This is a genomic window from Chitinophaga sp. SVR4-12A (genome assembly GCF_056754765.1).
The window spans coordinates 2,883,413-2,907,956 of the sequence record NZ_JBPGWP010000001.1 but is presented as its reverse complement, the minus strand read 5'-3'; the positions used below and the strand labels follow the sequence as shown (position 1 = coordinate 2,907,956).

Here is a 24,544-nt window from a genome sequence, read left to right as displayed (position 1 = left end):
AAGATGTCGGCCCAGTTAAAAACGTTGTTACCCCAACGGCGCAATACATATATTGTGATCGTGCTGGTGTTTGTGCTTGGTACCATCCTGGGGTTCTACTACCTCTACTACATCCCGGAGAACAAGCAGCAATTGCACCAGTACGGGTTTCGCATATTAAGCGCTATCTCCAGGAATATAGCCGAACGTAACACCGACCTGCTCAAGCTGTATACCAACAATGTCGGCGGAGAATTCAGGAAAACGCCATTAAGAAATGTAGATAGTATTAAGGAAGCGCTGAACAAGCTTCCCCAGGAGGTACGGCCTGACTTCATTGAGGGAGACGTGGATCTGCAGGGACTGACTCATACTGAATCCGTTGCCACCGTCGCGCGTGTAAAAAATCAGTCGCTGGAGTATGAAATAAAACCGGGGAAAGGCATTTATGCCCGGTTGGAACTCCCGGTAGACAAACTGCTGGGTAACATCCTTTCCTATCGGCGTGAGCTTTTTGACAACTACCTGATACTAAAGCATGACAGCGCACAGGGGAGCATTGTTTACCAGGAGGACAGCCTTGGCCTTGACAACCGTATACAGCCTGATAGCATCCTGGCCCGGAGAAAGGGCACCACTTTTTCACAAATTGCGGATGTCAGCATCCAGGGCATCCAATATAAGCTGTTCTGTTTCCCGTTTACACTCAATAATGAACACCTGGTGCTCGGCGGCCTGATGAAAGCTTCCCACTATCATAAGCGGCTGGAGAGTATCCCTGTATACCTGGTATATCCGTTAATTATCCTTATCCTGCTGATCCTCATCAGCCTGCCTTTCCTGAAGATTTACCTCATGGGCCCCTATGAACAGATACGGTTTACGGACCTGATGATGCTAGGCCTGGCGGTTTTTGGCGGGGTCACCATTATTACTATGATCATTGTGCAGATACTACTGTTGGCAAGGGGATACGTGGAGGCACAAAGCGGGGTTGAAAGACTGTCGGCACAAATAGAGCAGTCCATAGATATGGAAGTAGGCAAGATCCGTAAGCAGCTGCGGTTCGTGGACAAGGCATTGAAGGACACGCTACAAACAGACAGTACCAGGCCTTTTATCACCGTGTTTGGCAGAGATACCAAACGTATCCTCCCGCTTTCCACCAGCGCTGATACACCTTATTACAATTTTGAGCGGGCAAACTGGGTTAGCGGCAACGGGATGCAAAGCTGGCGGCTCCAGGTATCTGCCTTTTCCGCAGCAATGCTGATCAATGTAAGCGACAGAGACTATTTCAAATTTTTTTCCCAGCAGTACAGGCATGATCAGCAGGAAGACACGGCGATAACGCTCATGTCGCCGGTGAACAGCTGGTCGGGCGGCGATTTTGTTATCAACTTTGTAGAAAGGAGCCAGATCGATACGCTGCTGCTGCTTGCCTTCTCCACTAAAATGTACTCAGTGCTGCAGCCCGTATTGCCGCCGGGCTATAGTTTCTGTATCATTGACAATGAGGGCAAGGTATATATCCATGCTGAAGCAGCCAGGAGCCTGAAAGAAAACTTCCTGGATGAAACAGACAACGCAAATGACCTTATGGAGCTCATCGAAGCCAGACAGGAGAACACGCTGAGCAGAGCCTACTGCTATGGAAAAGAGTATACGGTACACCTCCGCCCGCTATCACAAGCCCTGATGATGCACCCGCTGCCCGGACACTCTTATTTCCTGGTCACCTATTACGACAACAGCTTAATGTGGCCTGTGAATCTGCGGATACTGACATTCTCCCTGGTATTTACACTGTTCACCTTCCTGGTCATGGTGTTATGGCTGCTGATCAACCATGGATTCTCGCGGCGCTCCCTGTTGTACCGCGATCCGCTGGCAGCCCGCTTTACCTGGATCGTTCCCAGGGCAGTTTACACGCCGGTTTACCGGAACGGGCTATGGTTTATGGTGACCTATTTAACGATCTTATTGTCGCTCGGTGTGTTTGGAAGACTATTTAGCGATTATGTGACCTTTGCATTGGGCCTGGTGTCTCCGCTGAATGTATTGATCGTACTGTATGCTTACCAGCTTCATCTCGAACATCCGGATAGTGTTCGTAAGAGGGGGAAAATCGGGCTTTATCTGTCGCTCATGCTGTTATACAGCCTGTATATTTTCTGGAGGCTGGAAGTGGGCAGTGGAACCTGCGGGTATATGTTCTGGCTGCTCCAGGGCTTTTTGACAGGATTGATCGTGGCGCTATGGCTGGTTCGCAGAGAAGGGTTGGCGCAACCGCCGGAACCCGCAGCAACCACGCCGGAGCAGCCTCCTGTCAAACTCTGGCATTACAGCATTTTTGTGCTGCTGCTGGCCCTTTGCCTGGGTGTGCTGCCCATGATGGTGTTTACCTGGTATGCCCATAACCGGGAAATAGAGCAGTCTGTAAAGACACAGGAATTATCCATGGCAACTGCGATGGACAAGAGAAGGCCTGTTTTTCTCACCCTGCTGAAAAATTTCAACGGCATGGACAGCCTGGTACAACATTTTTATTATGACCGCTGCTGGCGTCAGGGTATTTATGGCATCCGGCCCTGCTGCATAGAGAAGGAAGAACGCCGTAATACTATACTATCGCACCGGCCACGGGTTACGGAGCGTTTTTACAGTTATATCACCGGTTATATAGATCTGAGCGATGAAAAGCTTTCGCACTACCCGCTGTTGAATCAGGCATCAGACAATAGCTGGTTCTGGGAGCCGGTAGAGCGGACAGGTGATCCCCGTATATTGCATTATGTGCCTGCTCCGGGCAGCTTCCCTGACGGCGTAAAGGCCTTCCGGATGTCGATGTCGCTACCCCGCCGTTACCTTTTCTTAAGCGACAAGGACAATATAATTATCCTGGTATCAGCGGTATTGCTGGTATTAGGTGCACTTTACGCCCTGATCAGGAGCACGGCGTCACGGGTGTTCCTGCTGGATTTTGTACGCCTGTTCGGCGCCCGTGCTAAAGACTGCCCCGAAGATGTACGACAAACCGATGAGGAAATCCGGAAAATGATCCTGCTGCAGCGACAGAAAAGCGGAGCATTCCGCAGCTGCTGGAACCGCTTAACGGGCAGGCAGCGGATCATCTTGCTGGACCTGGTGAACGATGGCCTGGCCAATTACCGTAATGTGACGGAGATTAGTGCTTTGACAGGGGAGGGGCAGCCGCTGTGTGTTTGCGATGGGATGATCGTCGTGAAAGACCCGGTTTTCCGCCAGTTCGTGCTGGAACAGCGGCAAACTGCTGAAACCGCGCTGCTGCGGAAGGAGTACCAGGCTCAGAGCCTGTGGGAATCCCTGCGTACGCCTTTGCTGGTGGTGATAATAGCGGTGAGCGCCTTTATTTTTTTGACACAGGAAGATATTTCAAAGAAGGCGCTGGTGTTACTCACCACCCTGAGTAGCCTGCTGCCGTTGTTGCCTAAGCTGCTAAGTAATTTCAAAACCCAGGCGCCTAAGGTGGAAGGGTAAAAATCTAAATTCCAGATCCCAAATTCCAAATTCCAAATGATCTTCGCGACGTTCTTCGCGGTTTGGAATTTGGAATTTGGGATCTGGAATTTGTTTAAGCGCTATTTGCGCTTAAACGTCAGTTCCATGCTTTTAAATTCCTTTCCGTCTACTGTGGAATACATTTCCATTACCTGGGTGTTGTCATCCACCCATTTAACGGTCTCTTTTACAGGACAATCTTTTCCCGTCATGGGGTCCAGCATATTGCCGGTGAAGGTGATGGTTTTAGAGGCGTCATCATAGTCGCCTTCCATGTACATTACCCCGGTGCCCATGTTGTCCATCCAGGTGCTCACGAACTTTTTCTTGGCGTTGTCGTAGCCGACGGTGCCATAACCTTCAAAAGGCTGATCCATAAAGGTGCCCGTGGCCCTGGATTCCTGGTAGCGCCCGCCAAGGATCATTTTATTGACGCAGGAGCCGGTGCTTTTCATGGGCTCCGTGCCGGGTTTCATCCAGGCAGACATCTCGTAGGTCCATTCGCCGTCTCCTTTGGCCAGCATTTGGTGGTTGGGGCCTGGGGTCATATACTCCATCCATGCTTTTTGGGCAGCCTGATCCTCTGTGGATTGCGCCTGTGCCGGATGGTGGAGCAACAGGAGCAGCAGGGAGGCTGATAACAACAGACATTTCATAAAGATGTGTTTACGTGTAACCTAAAGTTACTGATAACTTTTGGTGTGGATAATTATTGGTATCTTTGCGGTTCTGCGCTTTCAAAAGCATGAGCGGACCGGTAGATGGGACAGGATAGTCAATTTTTTTCCACGTTTCCTTGGTTGAGGAAGGAACATAAAAATGAGGGAGAATTGCAATAGAATTGTAAAAAATTTGTCCTATAAGCAAAAAGAGTGCCCAACTTTAAAATCTTTTTGCCAACTTAATATTATTATCTACCTTTGCATCCCCTTTAAAAGGCAAAATTTAATTAAAAGGTTAAATTTTAACACCTTTTAGTTTGGGAGCTCCGCAGCGAGCGGGGCGTTTTCACCAAATTAAAACAAACATTATGGCAAAAGAGATTGCAACGTATGTGAAATTGCAGGTAAAGGGCGGCCAGGCCAACCCTGCACCTCCAATCGGACCTGCATTAGGTTCCAAAGGTGTGAATATCATGGAGTTCTGCAAGCAGTTCAATGCCCGTACCCAGGATAAGATGGGTAAGGTGCTGCCTGTATTGCTGACCGTGTACACCGACAAATCATTTGATTTTGTTATTAAGACGCCGCCGGCAGCAGTACAACTACTGGAAGCTGCTAAGTTGCAAGGTGGTTCCAAAGAGCCTAACCGTAATAAAGTAGGTAAGGTGAACTGGACACAGATCGAGGCTATCGCCAAAGATAAGATGTCCGACCTGAACTGCTTTAAGCTGGAAAGCGCTATGAGCATGGTAGCCGGTACTGCACGCAGTATGGGTATCACCGTAGACGGTAAAGCTCCCTGGGAAAACTAATTATGTCAACCCTCGTCTCACGGGGAAATCTTCAAAAACATTGACAAATGGCAACTACTAAAAAAAGAAAAGCGGCTGATGCAAAGGTGGACAAAAACAAATCGTACAGCCTGAAAGACGCATCCTCCCTTGTAAAAGATATTAACTGTACTAAGTTCGACAGCTCTGTCGATCTGCATATCCGCTTAGGCGTTGATCCTAAGAAAGCCGACCAGGCTATCCGTGGTTCTGTAACGCTTCCCCACGGTACTGGTAAGACCAAAAAGGTACTGGTGCTCTGCACGCCTGAAAAAGAGGCTGATGCAAAGAACGCCGGTGCTGACTTTGTAGGTTTGGATGAGTTTATCCAGAAGATCGAAGGCGGATGGACCGATGTAGACGTGATCGTGGCTACTCCTTCTGTGATGCCTAAGATCGGTAAGCTCGGTAAGATCCTGGGCCCCCGTAACCTGATGCCGAACCCGAAAACAGGTACTGTTACCAATGACGTAGCAGCTGCTGTGAACGAGGTAAAAGGCGGTAAGATCACCTTTAAGGTAGATAAAGCTGGTATCATCCACGCTTCTATCGGCCGTGTTTCCTTTACTCCTGAGAAACTGGAGCAGAACTCCCAGGAGCTGATCAATGCGATCGTAAAGCTGAAGCCGTCCACTGCCAAGGGCACTTACCTGAAAGGTTTATCTATGGCCAGCACCATGAGCCCGGGTATCATAATAGACACTAAATCTGTTCAAATCTAATCAGGCAGGCCACCGGCAGACTGATTGCAAACGAGAAAAGCAATGAACAAAGATCAAAAGAATGAGGTTATCGAACTGCTGAAAGGCAAGTTCTCTCAATATAGCAACTTCTACATCACCAACACGGAATCTCTGACCGTAGCGCAGGTGAACAAGCTGAGAAAGGTGTGTTTCGACAAGAATGTTGAAATGAAAGTGGCGAAGAACACACTGATCCGCAAGGCGCTGGAATCTCTGGATGCTGAGAAATACAACGGCGTATTTGATGCCCTGAACGGGGTAACCGCCCTGCTGTTCTCTGACAGCCCGAAAGAGCCTGCTGTGATCATCTCTTCTTTCCGTAAGGAAAGCAACGGCGACAAGCCCGTACTGAAGGCTGCCTTCGTTGGTGATGAAATCTACAGCGGTGATAACCAGCTGGCTGCCCTGGTGCGTATCAAAACCAAGAACGAGCTTATCGGCGAAGTTATCGGCCTGTTGCAGTCTCCTGCCAGCCGCGTAATTTCCGCTTTGCTGGAAAAAGCAAAGAAAGAAGAAGCGGGCGCTCCTGCGGAGTAAAGCTATTAGCCGTTAGCGCTTAGCTATTAGCGGTTGATCGTGCTAAAAGCCAGCAGCCAAAAGCTAACAGCTCAACAATTTGGCTTCCAAGTCACTATATAAACACTCTGGTGTAAACAACATTTTAAAACAAACTATCTAAAAAACATTATACAATGGCAGACGTAAAAGCATTGGCCGAACAATTGGTAGGCTTAACTGTTAAGGAAGTACAGGAACTCGCAGATGTACTGAAAACCGAATACGGTATCGAACCTGCTGCTGCTGCAGTAGTAGTAGCCGGCGGTGGCGAAGGCGGTGGCGCAGCTGCTGCTGAAGAAAAAACTTCCTTCAACGTTATCCTGAAGAGCGCTGGTGCCAGCAAGCTGAACGTGGTTAAGATCGTGAAAGATCTGACCGGTCTGGGTCTGAAAGAAGCTAAAGAACTGGTGGACGGTGCACCGAAACCAGTTAAAGAAGGCGTTAACAAAGCCGAAGCAGAAGACCTGAAAGCTAAGCTGACTGAAGCAGGTGCTGAAGTTGAGATTCAGTAATTCTTTGCTTAATATACCTCATTTAAGGTCAAAAGTGCTATTTGCACTTTTGGCCTTTATCCCTTTGGGAAGATTGTTTTTCTCAGCCCGCTAAAGTAAGATTTGATGGTATATTGACTAAGAAGTCTTAACTTCCCGGATTACGTTGTGAATTTCTGTTCACAATTTATACAAGTCATATAACTGCTAACTTCGAATATGTCTCTAAAAAAAGCCCAAGCAAACGAAAGAGTTAATTTTGGAAAGATCAAACAAGTGACGGAGACACCGGATCTGTTGGCCATCCAAATTCAATCTTTCAAGGATTTCTTCCAGTTAGAAACCACACCAGATAAGCGGAACAACGAAGGCCTTTTTAAAGTATTCAAGGAAAACTTCCCGATAACGGATACACGCAATATCTTCAATCTGGAGTTCCTTGATTATTTCGTGGATCCGCCGCGCTATACGATTGAAGAGTGTATTGAAAGAGGGCTTACCTACTCCGTACCGCTGAAGGCCAAACTGCGCCTGAGCTGTAACGATGAGGAACACGTAGACTTCCAGACCATTGTTCAGGATGTATTCCTCGGAAACATCCCGTACATGACCCCGAGAGGTACTTTCGTTATCAATGGTGCAGAGCGCGTGGTAGTATCACAGCTGCATCGTTCTCCTGGTGTGTTCTTTGGACAATCCATACATCCGAACGGTACCAAGATCTACTCTGCCAGGGTGATCCCGTTCAAGGGCGCCTGGATGGAGTTTGCAACGGATATCAACAACGTGATGTACGCTTACATCGACCGTAAGAAGAAATTCCCGGTTACCACCCTGTTGCGTGCCATCGGCTATGAAACAGATAAGGACATCCTGCAGCTGTTTGGCATGGCAGACGAAGTAAAAGCAGACAAGAAAAGTCTAGATAAATACGCCGGCAAAAAGCTGGCCGCCCGTGTATTGAGAAGCTGGGTGGAAGACTTCGTGGATGAAGATACCGGTGAGGTGGTAAGTATTGAGCGTAACGAGATCATGCTGGAACGCGATAGCATCCTCGACGAAGCCAATATCGAAACCATCGTGGATATGGGAGTGAAAAGCGTGTTCGTACAGAAAGAAGAGGTGAGCGGCGACTTTTCCATTATCTACAATACTTTAAATAAGGATACATCTAACTCCGAGCTGGAAGCCGTTCAGCACATCTACCGCCAGCTGCGCGGTGCCGATGCGCCGGATGATGAGACAGCAAGGGGCATCATTGATAAATTATTCTTCTCCGATAAACGTTACGACCTCGGCGACGTAGGCCGGTACAAAATCAACCGTAAGCTGGGCCTCAATACCAGCCTGGATATGAAGGTACTGACCAAGGAAGATATCATCGCCATCATCAAATACCTGGTACAACTGACCAACGGTAAAGCTGAAATAGACGATATCGATCACCTGAGCAACCGCCGTGTACGTACCGTGGGCGAACAGCTGTACGCCCAGTTCGGTGTAGGTCTGGCCCGTATGGCCCGTACCATCCGCGAACGTATGAACGTACGTGACAACGAGGTGTTCACCCCGGTAGACCTGATCAATGCAAGAACACTGTCTTCCGTGATCAACTCCTTCTTCGGGACCTCCCAGCTGTCACAGTTCCTCGATCAGACGAATCCCTTGTCTGAAATTACTCACAAGCGCCGTATCTCTGCGCTGGGCCCCGGCGGTTTGAGCCGTGAAAGGGCAGGCTTTGAGGTGCGTGACGTACACTATAGCCACTACGGCCGCCTTTGTACCATCGAAACACCGGAAGGCCCGAACATCGGTCTGATCTCCACCCTGTGCGTACACGCCAAGGTGAATGATATGGGCTTCATCGAAACGCCTTACCGCAAGGTGAAGGAAGGCCAGGTGGATATGGAAAAGGTGCAGTTCCTGAGCGCTGAAGAAGAAGATCTGGTGAAGATCGCCCAGGCAAATGCCGAACTGGATGAAAAAGGAAACTTCGTAAATGATAAGGTGAAATCCCGCGAAACCGGTGATTTCCCGATCCTCGACAGGGAAGAAGTAGAATACATGGACGTTGCTCCGAACCAGATCGTAGGTTTGAGCGCCTCCCTGATCCCCTTCCTTGAGCATGATGACGCCAACCGTGCGCTGATGGGATCAAACATGCAACGCCAGGCTGTACCGCTGATAGCACCGGAAGTACCCATCGTTGGTACCGGTCTGGAAGCAAAAGCTGCGCGTGATTCCCGTCTGCAGATCACCGCGGAAGGTAAAGGTGTGGTTGAATTCGTTGACGCCAACGAAATACACGTACGCTACGAGCGCGATGAGATGCAGAAGCTGGTGAGCTTTGAAGACGATCTGAAGATCTACCGATTGACCAAGTTCGTTAAGACCAACCAGAGCACCTGTATCAACCTGCGCCCCTGCGTGAAGAAAGGACAGCACCTGGTAGAAGGCGACTTCCTCACAGAAGGCTATGCTACCCGCGGTGGTGAGCTGGCCCTGGGCCGTAACCTGAAAGTGGCCTTCATGCCCTGGAAAGGTTACAACTTTGAGGATGCGATCGTGATCTCTGAGCGTGTGGCACGTGAAGACCTCTTCACCTCCATCCACATTGACGAATATGAACTGGAAGTACGCGATACCAAACTGGGTGAGGAAGAACTGACGCCGGATATCCCGAACGTAAGTGAAGAAGCGACCAAAGACCTGGATCAGAATGGTATCATCCGCGTAGGCGCCCACATTAAAGAGGGCGATATCCTGATCGGTAAGATCACCCCCGTGGTGAATCCGATCCTTCTCCGGAAGAGAAACTGCTCCGCGCCATATTCGGCGATAAGGCCTCTGATGCGAAAGACGCTTCCCTGAAAGCGCCCCCGAGCACAGAAGGTGTGGTGATCGACAAAAAACTGTTCAGCCGCGCCAAGAAAGATAAGAACTCCAAAACCCGTGAGAAAGCGGCGCTGGAAAAACTGGAAAAGGTTCACCAGAAGAACGAAGAAGACCTGCTGGAAGTGCTGATGAGCAAACTGCTGGTACTGCTGAAGGACAAAACATCTGCCGGTATCACCAATACCTACGGCGAGGTGCTGATCTCCAAAGGCTCCAAGTTCTCTCCGAAAAACCTGGCCAATGTTGATTTCCAGAACGTGAACCCACTGGGCTGGACCACTGATGACACTACCAACGACCAGATCAACTGGCTGCTGCATAACTACAACATCAAATACAATGAAGAACTGGGCCGCTACAAACGCGAGAAGTTCAACATTTCCATTGGTGATGAGCTGCCTGCAGGCGTGCTGAAACTGGCGAAAGTATACCTGGCCAGCAAACGTAAGCTGAAAGTAGGTGATAAGATGGCGGGCCGCCACGGTAACAAGGGTATTGTGGCCAAGATCGTACGCGACGAAGACATGCCGTTCCTGAGCGATGGTACTCCGGTAGATATCGTGCTGAACCCACTGGGCGTACCTTCCCGTATGAACCTTGGCCAGATCTACGAAACCGTACTGGGCTGGGCTGGTCTGAAATTGGGCGTAAGATTCGCTACCCCGATCTTCGACGGTGCTACCACCGAAGAGATCGCGGACTTCATCGGAAAGGCAGGGCTGCCGAGCTTCGGCCACACCTACCTCCAGGATGGAGAAACCGGCGAGCGTTTCCACCAGAAAGCAACCGTGGGCGTTATCTACATGCTCAAACTGAGCCACATGGTGGACGACAAGATGCACGCGCGTTCTATCGGGCCCTACAGCCTCATTACCCAGCAGCCGTTGGGTGGTAAGGCGCAGTTCGGTGGTCAGCGTTTCGGTGAAATGGAAGTGTGGGCGCTGGAAGCATACGGTGCATCCAACATCCTGCAGGAACTGCTCACCATCAAGTCTGATGACATTGTAGGCCGTGCAAAAGCTTACGAAGCCATCGTGAAGGGCGACAACATACCTAAAGCTGGTGTGCCTGAATCCTTCAACGTATTGATCCACGAATTACGTGGTCTGGGCTTGGACCTGAAGTTTGAATAGAGCTTTTAGCTATTAGCCATTAGCAGTTAGCTGATGGCTAATAGCTCTATGATATTTCGGAAAAATATTTGCCAATAGCCAAAAGCTAACGGCTAACAGCTAAAAGCTATAGAAGATGGCCATTAAAAAAGAAAATCGTCCTAAATCAAATTTTAGCAGCATCACCATCAGCCTGGCTTCTCCGGATGCAATCCTGGAGCGCTCTTATGGAGAGGTGCTGAAACCGGAAACCATCAACTACCGTACTTACAAACCGGAGCGTGATGGCTTATTCTGTGAAAGGATATTTGGCCCTGTAAAGGACTATGAATGCTATTGCGGAAAATATAAACGTATCCGTTATAAAGGCATTGTGTGCGACCGTTGTGGTGTGGAAGTAACGGAAAAGAAAGTGCGCCGTGAAAGGATGGGTCACATCCGCCTGGTGGTGCCTGTTGTACACATCTGGTACTTCAAATCACTGCCTAACAAGATCGGCTACCTGCTGGGTATGTCGTCCAAGAAACTGGAAACCATCGTATACTATGAAAGGTATGTGGTGATCCAGGCGGGCGCCAAGCAGGAAAAAGGCATGAACTATGGCGATCTGCTCACAGAAGAAGAATACCTGGATATACTGGATACGCTGCCTAAAGACAATCAGCTGTTGCCGGATGAAGATCCCAACAAGTTCATTGCCAGAATGGGCGCTGAAGCGGTGGAAATGATGCTGGCCCGTATAGACCTGGACAGCCTTTCTTACCAGCTGCGTAACCAGGCCGCTACAGAAACCTCACAGCAACGTAAGGCAGAAGCCCTGAAACGCCTGAGCGTAGTGGAAGCCTTCCGTGAGGCCAATACCCGTGTAGAGAACCACCCTGAATGGATGGTAATGCAATATATACCGGTGGTGCCGCCTGAGCTGCGCCCGCTGGTGCCCCTGGACGGCGGCCGTTTCGCGTCTTCAGACCTGAACGACCTGTACCGCAGGGTAATTATCCGTAACAACCGTTTGAAACGCCTGATCGAGATCAAGGCGCCGGAGGTGATCCTTCGTAACGAAAAACGTATGTTACAGGAAGCGGTAGACTCCCTGTTCGATAACTCCCGTAAGTCAAATGCAGTGAAGGCAGAAGGCGGCCGCGCCCTGAAATCACTGTCTGATGTACTGAAAGGTAAACAAGGCCGTTTCCGTCAGAACCTGCTCGGTAAACGCGTGGACTACTCCGGTCGTTCCGTAATCGTGGTAGGCCCTGAGCTGAAACTGCACGAATGCGGTCTGCCGAAGGATATGGCGGCTGAACTGTTCAAACCGTTCATCATCCGTAAGCTGATCGAAAGAGGTATCGTTAAGACCGTTAAATCCGCTAAAAAGCTGGTAGATAGAAAAGAAGCCGTGGTATGGGACATCCTGGAAAATGTGCTGAAAGGACACCCGGTAATGTTGAACCGTGCGCCAACGCTGCACCGTCTGTCTATCCAGGCCTTCCAGCCTAAACTGGTGGAAGGTAAGGCTATTCAGCTGCACCCGCTGGTATGTAGCGCGTTCAACGCCGACTTTGACGGTGACCAGATGGCCGTGCACGTGCCTTTGAGCAATGCCGCTATACTGGAAGCCCAGCTGCTGATGCTGTCTTCACACAACATCCTGAACCCGCAGAACGGTACGCCGATCACGCTGCCTTCACAGGACATGGTGTTGGGTCTGTACTACATCACCAAAGGCCGTAAATCTACTGAAACTGAAAAAGTACAGGGTGAAGGTAAAGCCTTCTATTCTGCAGAAGAAGTGATCATCGCTTATAACGAAGGCCGTGTTGACCTGCATGCGAACATCAGGGTAAAAGCCAATGTGCGCAATGTGGCTAAAAATGAGCTGGAGAATAAGCTGATAGAAACAACTGTAGGCCGTGTGATCTTTAACCAGTTCGTACCCAAGGAAGCCGGTTATGTGAATGCGCTGCTCACCAAGAAATCACTGCGTGAGATCATCGGTGACATCATCAAATACACCGACATCCCGAAAACGGCCAAGTTCCTGGATGACATTAAACAGCTCGGTTTCCGCATGGCATTCCGCGGCGGTCTGTCATTCAACATCAATGACCTGATCATCCCCGAAGTGAAACAGCACATGATCGACGGTGCTGCCGGTGAGGTGGATGAAGTGTGGGATAACTACAACATGGGTCTGATCACCAACAACGAACGTTATAACCAGATCATCGACATCTGGTCTCGTGTGGATACCAAAGTAACGGAAACGCTGATCCGCGAGCTGGCAACAGACAAACAGGGCTTCAACTCTGTGTACATGATGCTGGATTCCGGCGCCCGTGGTTCCAAACAGCAGATCAAACAGCTGGCAGGTCTGAGGGGATTGATGGCCAAGCCGCGTAAGAGCGGTTCTACAGGGTCTGAGATCATCGAAAACCCGATCCTGTCCAACTTTAAAGATGGTCTGAACGTATTGGAATACTTCATCTCTACGCACGGTGCGCGTAAAGGTCTGGCGGATACCGCGTTGAAAACAGCGGATGCCGGTTACCTCACCCGCCGTCTGGTAGACGTTGCACAGGATGTGGTGATCACCGAAGAGGATTGCGGTACCCTGCGTGGTATTGCTACTACAGCGCTGAAAGACAACGAAGAAGTGGTAGAGCCGCTGTATGACCGTATCCTGGGCAGAACTTCCCTGCACGATATCTATGATCCGCTGAACGAAGAGCTGATCGTAGCTGCCGGTGAAGAGATCACTGAAGAAATTGCACATCACATAGAAGAAAGCTCCATAGAAACCGTAGAGATCCGTTCCGTGCTTACCTGCGAAAGCCGCAGGGGTGTGTGCGTGAAATGTTACGGTAAGAACCTGGCTACCGGTTACCTGGCCCAGCGTGGTGATGCCGTAGGTATCATCGCCGCCCAGTCCATCGGTGAGCCTGGTACACAGCTGACACTGCGTACCTTCCACGTGGGTGGTGTGGCCGGCTCTGCTTCCGTAGAGTCTGCACTGAACGCCAAGTTCGAAGGTACCGTACAGTTCGACGGCTTACGTACTACCACCTACGAAAACAACGAAGGTGAGAAAGTACAGGTGGTTATCGGCCGTACCGGTGAGCTGCGTATCATGGACGTGAAGAACGATCGTCTCCTGATTACCAACAACATCCCTTACGGTTCTACGCTGCTGGTAAAAGACGGACAGAAAGTAGCCAAAGGCGATACGATCTGTACCTGGGACCCGTTCAACGCCGTGATCGTTTCAGAGATCGCTGGTTCCATCCGTTTCGACAGCATCATAGAAGGTATCACCTTCCGTGAAGAGGCTGACGAGCAGACAGGTCACCGCGAGAAAGTGGTAATTGAAACCAAGGATAAGAACAAGATCCCGTCTATTATCATCGAAGGCAATAAAGAGGTTAAATCCTACAACCTGCCTGTGGGCTCTCACATCGTGATTGATGAAGGAGACACTGTAAGGTCCGGACAGGTGATCGTGAAGATCCCGCGTGTGATCGGTAAGCTGCGCGATATCACCGGTGGTCTGCCCCGTGTAACGGAGCTGTTTGAAGCCCGTAACCCGAGCAACCCCGCTATCGTATCTGAAATAGACGGTGTGGTGACCTTCGGTAACATTAAACGTGGTAACCGCGAGATCATCATCGAAAGCCGCGAAAGCCAGGTGAAAAAGTACCTGGTGCCTTTGACCCGCCACATCCTGGTACAGGACGGCGACTTCGTGAAGGCTGGTACCGCGCTGTCAGACGGTTCTATCACCCCGGCGGACATCCTGTCCATCAAAGGGCCGTTCGCCGTACAGGAATACCTGGTGAATGAAATCCAGGAAGTATACCGTTTGCAGGGTGTGAAGATCAACGATAAGCACATCGAGGTGATCGTAAGGCAGATGATGCGTAAGGTAACCATCGAGGATCCGGGGGATACCCGCTTCCTGGAAGGCGATACCACAGATAAGTTCGAATTCTTTGAAGAGAACGATAACATTTTCGATAAGAAAGTTGTGACAGAAGCCGGTGAATCAGCCAACCTGAAAGCCGGTCAGATCGTGACACTGCGCCAGGTAAGGGAAGAAAACTCCCTGCTGCGCCGCGCAGATAAAAAGCTGGTGGAATACCGTGATGCGAATCCGGCTACTTCCAGTCCGCTGTTGCTGGGTATCACCAAGGCATCACTGGGTACACACAGCTGGATCTCTGCTGCATCCTTCCAGGAAACCACCAAAGTACTGTCATCTGCAGCCATCAACGGTAAGACAGATGATATGCTCGGCCTGAAAGAGAACGTGATCACCGGTCACCTGATACCTGCAGGTACAGGTCTGCGCGAGTTCGAGAATATGATCGTAGGCTCCAAAGAAGAATACGACATCCTCTCATCTTCCAAAGAGGTGTTCCAGTTCGACGAAGAAGAGTAATTGTACAATGTTTGATAGTGTAAAGTCCCGCTCTAACCGGCGGGACTTTTTTATTGGCAGGATTGCCGTAAATCGCTTTATTTTGTATGCCTTAACAGGCTTAAAACGTTATACTAAAAACGAACGAATGAAAAATTGGATCCGTGCTGCATTTGTGCTCTTCCTGCTCTCTGCAGCCGTTGCCTGTAGCAAAACCGATGGTGATATTCCTGATACACGTGCAGAGTTGCTCGTCTTTAATATGATACCCGGCAGCGCCAGGTTTGATATCACGCTGGATACTGCTGCCGTAGGCAGTAATATGGCCTATGGAGATAATTCCGGCGCTTATAAAGCATTCCGGGCGCAGAAATACGACCTGATGGTATACGAGTCCGGTAATCATACCACGCCTGTAATGGGAGGGGAGCTGAACCTCACGAACGGAAAGCGCCTTTCTGCCTTCCTTACCGTAGACAGTAAGAACGTTCCGCGCGTACTGCTCACCGAAGATGATATTACACCCCCGGCAACTCCGGCCAATGCCAAAATGAGGATAGTGGATCTCAGTGATCCCTACAGGCAGGTAGGTACAGGCGCTAATACGCAACAACTGCCACTGGATATTTACCTGGATTATAAAGACTCGACCTCAATACCCGTTTATAAAAGTGTTATCTACTTCGGCGTAACCGCCTTTGCCGAAATAACAGCGGTTAAGCATAGCCTGGACATCAACTGGGTAGACTCCTCTAAAACATTACAAAAAGTGCCTTTCACCGCCGAAGCTGGCAAGGTATATACCTTCATAGCCACTGGCGATCCAAAGACCACCGCTTTTAAAATGTTCCAATACGTGCATTAAGGAACAGATCTCACTACTGCCGATGAGCCGGCGATCCTTTTAGAAAAAGTTAAAAGTCGGAAGTGAATCCGGCAAAAATCTTATTTTAGCCGTTCAAATCTTTAAAACGTTTTCAACCGGAGTTCAAAAATCCATTTATCAACATGTATAATGTTCAACAAACTGTAAAAAACGGATGCTTTACTTTTTTAGCCGCCGTACTATTTGTAGCCTGCCAGCAGGGAGGGAAGAATGTAAATAATACCGCCACCCCATCCAGCAATAATACAGGTGCACCTGCCACTGCTGCTGGTCCCCGGATAGCCTATGTGGATCTTGATTCCGTAGAAGCGCACTATGAATATTTCAAGGAAAAGAAGTCAGAGCTGGAGAAAAGACAGCAGGCCATCGATAATGAGCTGAAAGCTAATTTACGTGCCTTGCAGAACGAAGCGGCAGATTTCCAGCGCAGGGCTAACAACAACCAGCTTACACAGTCAGAAGGAGAAGCAGCACAGCGTACCCTGATGGAAAAACAGCAGCAGTTGGAAGCGAAAAGGCAGAACCTTTCCCAACAATACATGGAGCAGGAAGCCAAGTTCAATGAAGACCTGCAGAAAAGGCTGGATGAATTCCTCAAAACCTTCAACTCAGATAAGAAGTACGCCTTCATTTTCTCTTACCGTTCAGGCGCCAGCAATATCCTGTACAAGGATGAATCACTGGATATTACCGCTCCGGTGATCGACGGCCTGAATAAAGCGAACGCAGAGAAAAAATAAGTGATAGTAAAGAATTAATTATTAATATTTTTGATGTTTGTGGTGTCAGAACAATGCAGCTCGCGGATCATTAATTATTAATACTTCTATCTACCTGTTTTATGAGTCAAAACGCTTCATTTAAACCAAGCCTGAGTTTATTGGATGCTACTATGATAGTTGCCGGTTCCATGATTGGATCCGGCATTTTTTTAGTATCAGCCGAAATCGCCCGCAGCGTGGGCTCTGCCGGATGGTTCACCGTTATGTGGGTACTGGCTGGCATCGTTACCATGATTGCTGCCGTTAGCTATGGAGAACTGTCAGGTATGTTTCCAAGGGCCGGTGGCCAGTATGTATACCTGCGGGAAGCCTATAACCCCTTTGTAGCCTTCCTTTTCGGATGGACGCAGTTCAGCGTGATCCAGACCGGTACCATCGCTGCGGTAGCCGTGGCCTTTGCCAAGTTCACCGCCTATCTCATACCTGCTTTCAGCGAACAGCATATCCTCTGGGATGCCGGCTTTATAAAGGTATCTGCTGCACAGATCGTGGCGATTATCTCCATCGTATTACTTACCTATATCAACACCAGGGGGATACGCAATGGTAAGGTGATCCAGACGGTATTTACCCTGGCCAAGCTCTTATCTTTATTCGGTCTGATCATCTTCGGATTCCTGATAGGAGCTAAGCACGAAGTGTGGAGCGCCAACTGGCAAAATGCATGGACTGCCCGGTCGCTGCAGCAGGTGAACGGACAAACCATTACCACATTGCTTTCCGGTATGGCCTTTTTAGGCGCTGTAGCGGTATCTATGAAAGGTTCCCTGTTCTCCAGCGATGCCTGGAACAATGTGACCTTTATCGCAGCAGAGATCAAAAATCCGCAGAAGAACATCGGCCGCTCCCTGTTCCTGGGCACCCTGATCGTGACCATTATCTATGTAAGCGCCAATATCATGTACCTGGCCGTGCTGCCGATGAATGAGATCGCCTTTGCGGCAAACGATCGTGTAGGCGTGGCTGCTGCAGAGCATATCTTCGGCAATAGCGGCTCACTGATCATTGCAGTGATGATCATGATATCCACCTTCGGGTGCAATAACGGCCTTACACTGGCTGGCGCCAGGATTTATTATACCATGGCACAGGATGGGCTGTTCTTTAAACAGGCCGCTGAGCTGAACCGTTTCAGCGTTCCTGCAAAAGGTCTCTGGATACAATGCGTATGGGCTTCACTGTTATGCCTCTCCGGACGTTATGGCGACCTGTTGGCCCTGGTGATCTTCGGCGTATTGATCTTCTATGTGCTCACGATACTGGGCATCTTTATACTGAGGAAGAAACAGCCTGATGTGCCCCGTCCGTATAAAGCTTTCGGCTACCCGGTGCTGCCCATGTTATACATCGTGGTGGCGGTGTTCCTGGCTTTATTGCTGCTGATATTTGAAGCTAACTATACTTTGCCTGGCCTGGGTATTATTTTGTTGGGCATTCCCCTTTATTATATTGGAAAGCGCAAATAGTCGATTGTAAATAAAATATTTCCCCCTCTTCGGCCAAATGATCATTCTGGTTGGAGAGGGGGTTAATAATTAGCTTAATATTAATATAACAAGGGCAGTTATATTTTGTATCTGTTATTAATTAATTTCGCTGGCATTCCACATATCCACATCCACGATCCTCTTATTAGAAGCACCCCGATAGCCCTATAGCTACAGCTATTTCTTTTTCATATTCATTCATTTATTCACCTAAAAAAACATCTTGTATGCAACACAAGTTTAGAAGCTTGCGCCCTGTTATTATTGGCGGTATGGCTTTATTGTTACTTTATGCCTGCAGAAAGCCCGAACAAGAAGCCTACAACAACCTGAAAGCGGAAGAAGAGGTTGCTGCGGCATGTGTTTTTTGTCCCAAACCTGCCTGCGACATCCGTACCCTGCTTGTTTCTCCGGGAAATGACGTTTCCTACAGTGTACATTATCCGCAGCCTTTCAAGTTCACTAAAACTTATGGAGCAGACGGTCGTGTAAATTATTTGGATGCCTATATGGGTATGCATTGGTCCTTCCATGAGTTTAAAGGTGGGATCTATTATGCTGGCCATCGCATGTACATGCTGAACGAGGTGGGAGACACGCTGATCGCAGCGAAGCTGAATAATTGTGATCAACCGGTAAGCGCTGTTATTTACAAGCGTTTCCCCGGTGAAGCTCCCTGGGCTACTGAGTACCAGAAATATTCTTATGACTTCAAAGGAAGGTTATCTAAACTGTCTTATGCGCCCAGCCAGGTTGTTGCTCCCAGCGTGAATGTTTACCAGTATGACCGTTATGACAACGTAGTCAGGATTTACCTGCAGGGCGACACGGCCAGATCTATCAGGTATACGTATGATTACAGCAAGCCTATCAAAGGCGGTATCTATGAGCAGGCAATTGACTTCGGTATCGGTACACAATTGATGGAAATGCTCGGCTATATCAATACCCAGCCTCATCATCTGCTGCAATCACTGACGAACAACTACAACGATCCTAAAGGAAGCTGGACTTACTTTGATCAGGTGGTTGACTCAAACAAATTCCTGATCTCCTACAAGGCCAATCTCTACAACGATCCAACTGTAGCTGTAAAAGGCGAGATCATTTGGAAATGTGGCCATGGCGGCGATACTACTGCTGCTAAGTTCTAAGCTGATTAATCGATAAGCAGTATTAACATATGCCATCCTGATCGTTTTCAGGGTGGCATATTTTTTCAGCTAAAATGGACAAAAACCTATCAGTTTTAACACAAAAGTTGTAGCAAAAATCGTGGAAAAAACTACTTACTGCGGTATTTTTTACAGTGGTGTGGTGTAATTTGCACATACAACAGCGTTAGGAACCCGTAAGAAGTTGACGTGAGTAACCCTGGATAGATTAAAGACACGTATGAAAAGAAAACCCGTTGCCAGCTTTGAAGTGCTATGTTATGACGATTTGTGCTTCCTGGGTATCTCTGATCATATCATACATTCATCAACTTAAAAAAAGTAATAAAACTCAACTATGCCAATATTTAATGCCTGGTAGTATTACTATTTGCATATGTTGCCAACATATTAAAACTTATAAACTAGGTGGTTAAAAAATGAAGGTACTAGCCCCAACATAACCATTAAAAGCCTACACGATTTGCATTCTCGAACATTCACATGACAATCTTTTACAATAAGCGTAAGGTATCCACCTTACGCTTTTTTATTGATATGCCCCACCTGTGACCCTGCTGTATTAACAAATTGTAAACTCCACCCAGGCCCTTAGTATCTCCTGTTATGGCAAACGTACTCTTTCTGTAACTATGTGGATAATACCGGGCTTCAATAAGTAATCATGGATGTGGATAAACAACTACTGAAAAAATATTTTAAAGGCGCCTGTACGGCAGAAGAAGCAGCGCAGGTAGAGACGTACCTGTTGCAGGAATCAACGCCCGCACTGGATGCTTTCTTCATGAACACCTGGAAGGAGGTGGAGCAGGAGACAGCAATGGTTGAAACAGCCACAACGGCACCGGCTCCCAAAAAGGTTGTTAAAATATATAGACAATGGTATAGCATAGCTGCAGCAGCATTGGTAATGCTGAGTGTAAGCACCTGGCTGTGGCAATCGCGGCAAGGCAGGGAGACGAAGATTGCGGCTGTGCAATGGGATACTATTTATAACGCTGCCGGTAATATGCGCCTGGTGTCAATGCCGGACGGCTCTAAAGTATGGTTAAATGCAAATGCGCAGCTGGCCTATAACGGCAGCTATAACGATACCACGCGGGAACTGTGGTTGAAAGGAGAAGCTTATTTTGAAGTAGCCCGCGATGATGCACGTCCTTTCCGGGTATATACCGGTGAGCTGGTAACCACCGCTCTTGGTACTTCATTTAATATTGCCACCGGCAATAAGGCGGATGGCAGTATTGCCGTAAGCCTGGTAACCGGTAAGGTAGCAGTAAGCGCAGCTCATTTTAACTATGTGCTTACCCCGGGGCAGATGTTGTTATATAAGAAGGGAACGCCGCTGGGGCCCGTTGCCCGCTTTAATATGCGGGAAGTACTGGATTGGAAAAACGGGAAGCTGATATTTGAAAATACCAACCTGGAAGATGCTTTTGCCAAACTGCAAAGTCATTTTGGGTATCGCATAATAATGGAAGATAAAAAATTGGCAAAAAGAAAGGTATCTGGCTCGTTTGCCACCAATGAAACCCTGGAACAGATACTTGCCACTTTACAGTATGTATATGGCTTTTCATACAAGCTATCAGACAGCACCTATATTGTAACTAAGAAGTAATAACCATTCAGACAATAAGACAATAAAAAAGCACTGCAAAGGCAGTGCTTCTTCGGCCGGGTATCCCGGACCAGGTATTCATTTTTAACTTAAAAGCAAGCCAAAAGTATGCAAAAATCTACAAAGAGATTTTTTAACAGGGGTATCATGCAAAGATGGTCGATTTCCCTGTTGTGTTTTTTAGGAGGGGGAGGCCAGGTGGCACTGGCGGTGCAATCGTATAAGGGGTTGACAGACAAGGTGCATGTAAATATGCAGCATACTACTGCAGCCGCTGTGGTAAAGACTTTACAGCAACAAACAAGTTATACTTTTATCTATGACCCGGAATATCTGGGCCAGTGCGCACTGGCCTCAGTAAAGTTCCAGGATAATACCCTGGCAGAGGTGTTACATTATCTGGATCAGTACACCCCCGTTGATATTGCATATACCAACAGAACGGTCGCTTTACGCAAGGGTAAACAGGAGCGGGTGGCAGGAGATGAGAAAGGCCGTATAAAGGGTAAAGTAGTCGACAGCAAAAATGAGCCCCTGCCCGGTGTTACTATACAGGTAGAGGGCGGACAAGGCGGCACCGTTACCAATGTAGACGGCACTTATGAGCTGACCCTGGCACCAGGTACCTATACACTTACATTCAGCTATATTTCTTATGACACCCGTAAGGTGACAGATGTAGTAGTAACGGAAAAGAACATCACTTCACTGGATCTTCCCATGAAAAGCAGCGGTTCCCGCCTGAAAGAGGTAACAGTGACCGCCAGCTACAAGCGTACTTCCGTGGAAGGTTTGTACGCCATCCAGAAGAACAATGCAGCCATTACCGACGGCATCAGCTCAGAGCAGATCAGCCGTACACCGGATAAAAATATCGGTGAGGTGTTAAAGCGCGTGAGCGGGTTGTCTACCATGGACAATAAATATGTTGTGGTGCGCGGCCTCAGTGAACGCTACAACCAGGCTGTAATGAATGGGCAGATCATGCCCAGCACAGAGCTGAACAGGAAGAATTTTAGCTTTGATGTGATCCCTTCCAACATAGTAGATAACGTTACGGTGGTAAAAACACTCACACCTGATCGCAGCGCAGAATTTGGCGGCGGACTGGTGGAGGTAAATACACTGGATATCCCTAATGCCAATTTTCTGAATATCAGCGTTGGCGGAAGCATTAACAGTAAAACTACCGGCAAGGACTTTTTATCAACAAAGCTGGAAGGCAAGGAATATTTTGGCAGCGTGTCTGATCATCGGCAGCTGCTGGGACGCCTGGATTGGAAGAGTGAAGCCGATATACACGCAAAGTTCAATGAGATGGCCGGTAAAGATGCGGCTGCATTCAGTAACAACTGGGGGCTGCACCAGTTTAAAGCGCAGCCATCACAGAACTACCAGGTATCTCTTGGCAGGATACTGCCGGGAAAGCGTAATGATCAATTCGGTTTAGTAGCTTCTTTAAGCTACCGCAATACGCTGGCCACGCAGGATGTAAGAATGAGCCGGGACGATTTTGAAGCCGCTGTGGGCGCCCCCGCGTCAGATTACGCCGCTTACAAAGGACAACGATATGGATTTACCACTAACCTGGGTGGCCTGCTGGGAGTAGGTTACAGGAACAGCCGGCACCGTATTGGCTTCCAAAGCATCTATCTGCGCACGCTTGACCAGCAGCTGATAGTGGGTAGCGGAACAAATAATTCCAGGGGTTATGCACTGGGCTATTATGACCTGGCCACCTACACTAATTTCTGGCAGAACCAGTTAAAGGGAGAGCATGCTATTGGCGACAAAGGGATCAAATTCAAATGGTCCGGCAGCTACCTCAGGCTGGATCGCCAGAAGCCGGATAATCACCAGCTTACCACGGAGTTCGTCAGAAATGATTCAAGCGTACTAAATGAGTATAGTATCCTCAGCGCTTATAGCAGCGGTATTTCGGCAGGTGCTTTGCGCTGGTGGAGCCGTGCAATGGAAAATAACTATACCTGGGACGCCGCAGTATCTGTGCCTTTTCAATTCAATGTAGCGAAAACCGCCGTTGCCAATACCGTTAAAGCAGGCTATGGAGGCTGGGGCAAAGACCGCTTATTTTATGTAGTAAATGTCGGCACTACTTTTAGCAATCATGGTGGCTACTATCAGCCGCTTGCCCAGGCATTTTCCGCACAGAATAATGTGGGCTTTTCCTACAGCGACTTCAGTGATGACTTTCACCGCACAGCCGCTCTGCATGCAGTGTATGGCATGCTTGACAGTAAGATCGGTACCAAACTGAGATTGATATGGGGTGTAAGAGCCGAATACTATAACCTTAATAAAGCCAATGCTGGTCTTGACTCGCTGGAACGCTGGATCAACCAGAGCAGGGGAGGCGGAAGTAATTATGATTTTACGGCATTGCGCAACAGGGAGCCGAACTGGAACATCTTCCCTTCTGCCAACCTGACCTATAGCCTTACCGCAGATATGAACCTGCGCCTGGCCTATTCAAAAAGTATTATACGTCCTGACCTGAGGGAGCTATCCTTCTTCCGTGAATATGATTTTGAACTCGGCGGCGCCTACGTGAGCGAGCTGGTGAAATCTACCACGGCCCATCACCTGGATTTCCGCTATGAGTGGTATCCCGGCCCAGGAGAGATCCTGTCTTTTTCATTGTTCTATAAGAAGTTCAATTATCCCATGGAGATATACAATGACGAGCAAAGCGGAGGGATCTTTAAACTGCAGAACAATAAGGATGCAAAAAACTATGGATTGGAAGTAGAGGTGCGTAAGTCACTTGCATTTACCAACGTACCCGTACTGAGGAATATAACGCTTTATGGCAACTTCACTGCACTGGATGCGCGTGTAACGTCAATGGATATTAACTACAATGGAATAGACCCAAATAATCCTTTGAAGGTGGTCCCCGTTGAAACAATCCGGAAAGAGGAAAAAAGGCCGCAAACAGGCGCCAGCAACTATATGGTGAATGCAGGGCTGTACTACGATATCAAACCCGTTTCATTCAGTTTAGTGTACAACAGCGTAACCAATCGGATGTTCCGTCCCGACAAAAATTACGCCTTCTCCCTTTTCGAACGGCCGCTGAAAGCGCTGGATGCACAAATAGCCGTACGGTTCCTGAAACAACGTGGCGAGCTTAAGCTGAATGTTGGCAACATACTTAACAGCTACTCTGTCGTATATGCAAACAGGTATGAAGACAGCGAGATTAACTCCGGCAAGAAAGATCCATCTACCAGCCAGCTCTCATATAAAGCGGGCGAAGACGTGATCAACTACGAGGCGAAGCCCGGTCGTACATACAGTACGACATTGAGCTACAGGTTTTGAGATACGTATCCAACATATATCCTG

The 24,544-nt window shown here is 48.5% G+C and carries 15 protein-coding genes; 14 read left to right on the top strand and 1 reads right to left on the bottom strand.

Annotated elements, in window-relative coordinates:
- The first annotated feature begins 3 nt into the window (after positions 1 to 3).
- A complete protein-coding gene (locus ACR9Y8_RS11685) occupies positions 4 to 3,498 on the top strand; it encodes a hypothetical protein (RefSeq protein ID WP_481213444.1) in 3,495 nt (1,164 codons plus the stop codon).
- A gap of 101 nt (positions 3,499 to 3,599) precedes the next feature.
- Here the strand turns inward: ACR9Y8_RS11685 and ACR9Y8_RS11680 are convergent, their stop codons facing one another.
- Positions 3,600 to 4,175 carry a DUF1579 domain-containing protein gene (locus tag ACR9Y8_RS11680; protein ID WP_481213443.1) on the bottom strand — a complete coding sequence of 192 codons (576 nt, stop codon included), beginning with the start codon at positions 4,173 to 4,175 and terminating at the stop codon, positions 3,600 to 3,602.
- A gap of 374 nt (positions 4,176 to 4,549) precedes the next feature.
- On the opposite strand from ACR9Y8_RS11680, the gene rplK reads away from it, so the two are divergent.
- From rplK to ACR9Y8_RS11615, 13 genes are all read left to right on the top strand, one after another.
- Positions 4,550 to 4,993 (top strand): 50S ribosomal protein L11, encoded by a 444-nt coding sequence (gene rplK / locus ACR9Y8_RS11675; protein WP_481213442.1) that lies wholly within the window; start codon positions 4,550 to 4,552, stop codon positions 4,991 to 4,993.
- 47 nt (positions 4,994 to 5,040) lie between these two features.
- On the top strand, positions 5,041 to 5,733 hold the full coding sequence (rplA, locus tag ACR9Y8_RS11670; RefSeq protein WP_481213441.1) for a 50S ribosomal protein L1: 693 nt from the start codon (positions 5,041 to 5,043) through the stop codon (positions 5,731 to 5,733).
- Between the two features lie 42 nt (positions 5,734 to 5,775).
- Entirely contained in the window at positions 5,776 to 6,291 is a 516-nt protein-coding gene (gene rplJ / locus ACR9Y8_RS11665; RefSeq protein WP_481213440.1) for a 50S ribosomal protein L10, read from the top strand.
- A gap of 155 nt (positions 6,292 to 6,446) precedes the next feature.
- Complete coding sequence (gene rplL, locus ACR9Y8_RS11660) at positions 6,447 to 6,824, top strand: 50S ribosomal protein L7/L12 (protein WP_481213439.1); 378 nt, start codon at positions 6,447 to 6,449, stop codon at positions 6,822 to 6,824.
- A gap of 198 nt (positions 6,825 to 7,022) precedes the next feature.
- A complete protein-coding gene (gene rpoB / locus ACR9Y8_RS11655) occupies positions 7,023 to 9,674 on the top strand; it encodes a DNA-directed RNA polymerase subunit beta (protein WP_481213438.1) in 2,652 nt (883 codons plus the stop codon).
- A complete protein-coding gene (locus ACR9Y8_RS11650) occupies positions 9,620 to 10,831 on the top strand; it encodes a DNA-directed RNA polymerase subunit beta (protein ID WP_481216224.1) in 1,212 nt (403 codons plus the stop codon). The genes rpoB and ACR9Y8_RS11650 overlap by 55 nt, the downstream gene beginning before the upstream one ends.
- A gap of 115 nt (positions 10,832 to 10,946) precedes the next feature.
- Positions 10,947 to 15,245: a DNA-directed RNA polymerase subunit beta' gene (gene rpoC / locus ACR9Y8_RS11645; protein WP_481213437.1), complete on the top strand. Its 4,299-nt coding sequence runs from the start codon at positions 10,947 to 10,949 to the stop codon at positions 15,243 to 15,245.
- A 127-nt stretch (positions 15,246 to 15,372) separates the two neighbouring features.
- Positions 15,373 to 16,089: a DUF4397 domain-containing protein gene (locus tag ACR9Y8_RS11640; RefSeq protein ID WP_481213436.1), complete on the top strand. Its 717-nt coding sequence runs from the start codon at positions 15,373 to 15,375 to the stop codon at positions 16,087 to 16,089.
- A gap of 143 nt (positions 16,090 to 16,232) precedes the next feature.
- On the top strand, positions 16,233 to 16,850 hold the full coding sequence (locus ACR9Y8_RS11635) for an OmpH/Skp family outer membrane protein (protein WP_481213435.1): 618 nt from the start codon (positions 16,233 to 16,235) through the stop codon (positions 16,848 to 16,850).
- 101 nt (positions 16,851 to 16,951) lie between these two features.
- A complete protein-coding gene (locus ACR9Y8_RS11630) occupies positions 16,952 to 18,358 on the top strand; it encodes an APC family permease (RefSeq protein WP_481213434.1) in 1,407 nt (468 codons plus the stop codon).
- Positions 18,359 to 18,606: 248 nt separating this feature from the next.
- The gene (locus tag ACR9Y8_RS11625; RefSeq protein ID WP_481213433.1) at positions 18,607 to 19,533 is read left to right on the top strand and encodes a hypothetical protein; all 927 of its coding nucleotides are present in this window, start codon (positions 18,607 to 18,609) and stop codon (positions 19,531 to 19,533) included.
- Between the two features lie 685 nt (positions 19,534 to 20,218).
- On the top strand, positions 20,219 to 21,175 hold the full coding sequence (locus ACR9Y8_RS11620; RefSeq protein ID WP_481213432.1) for a FecR family protein: 957 nt from the start codon (positions 20,219 to 20,221) through the stop codon (positions 21,173 to 21,175).
- Between the two features lie 147 nt (positions 21,176 to 21,322).
- Positions 21,323 to 24,520 (top strand): TonB-dependent receptor, encoded by a 3,198-nt coding sequence (locus tag ACR9Y8_RS11615; protein WP_481213431.1) that lies wholly within the window; start codon positions 21,323 to 21,325, stop codon positions 24,518 to 24,520.
- Positions 24,521 to 24,544 lie beyond the last annotated feature (24 nt).

What these genes read in the sequence shown, in the direction of transcription:
- rpoC (WP_481213437.1), top strand. Translation starts at nt 10,947, where the DNA reads ATGGCCATTAAAAAAGAAAATCGTCCTAAATCAAATTTTAGCAGCATC.
- rplJ (WP_481213440.1), top strand. Translation starts at nt 5,776, where the DNA reads ATGAACAAAGATCAAAAGAATGAGGTTATCGAACTGCTGAAAGGCAAG.
- rplK (WP_481213442.1), top strand. Translation starts at nt 4,550, where the DNA reads ATGGCAAAAGAGATTGCAACGTATGTGAAATTGCAGGTAAAGGGCGGC.
- rplA (WP_481213441.1), top strand. Translation starts at nt 5,041, where the DNA reads ATGGCAACTACTAAAAAAAGAAAAGCGGCTGATGCAAAGGTGGACAAA.
- ACR9Y8_RS11630 (WP_481213434.1), top strand. Translation starts at nt 16,952, where the DNA reads ATGAGTCAAAACGCTTCATTTAAACCAAGCCTGAGTTTATTGGATGCT.
- ACR9Y8_RS11680 (WP_481213443.1), bottom strand. Translation starts at nt 4,175, where the DNA reads ATGAAATGTCTGTTGTTATCAGCCTCCCTGCTGCTCCTGTTGCTCCAC.
- ACR9Y8_RS11625 (WP_481213433.1), top strand. Translation starts at nt 18,607, where the DNA reads ATGCAACACAAGTTTAGAAGCTTGCGCCCTGTTATTATTGGCGGTATG.
- rplL (WP_481213439.1), top strand. Translation starts at nt 6,447, where the DNA reads ATGGCAGACGTAAAAGCATTGGCCGAACAATTGGTAGGCTTAACTGTT.
- rpoB (WP_481213438.1), top strand. Translation starts at nt 7,023, where the DNA reads ATGTCTCTAAAAAAAGCCCAAGCAAACGAAAGAGTTAATTTTGGAAAG.
- ACR9Y8_RS11640 (WP_481213436.1), top strand. Translation starts at nt 15,373, where the DNA reads ATGAAAAATTGGATCCGTGCTGCATTTGTGCTCTTCCTGCTCTCTGCA.
- ACR9Y8_RS11685 (WP_481213444.1), top strand. Translation starts at nt 4, where the DNA reads ATGTCGGCCCAGTTAAAAACGTTGTTACCCCAACGGCGCAATACATAT.
- ACR9Y8_RS11635 (WP_481213435.1), top strand. Translation starts at nt 16,233, where the DNA reads ATGTATAATGTTCAACAAACTGTAAAAAACGGATGCTTTACTTTTTTA.
- ACR9Y8_RS11620 (WP_481213432.1), top strand. Translation starts at nt 20,219, where the DNA reads ATGGATGTGGATAAACAACTACTGAAAAAATATTTTAAAGGCGCCTGT.
- ACR9Y8_RS11615 (WP_481213431.1), top strand. Translation starts at nt 21,323, where the DNA reads ATGCAAAGATGGTCGATTTCCCTGTTGTGTTTTTTAGGAGGGGGAGGC.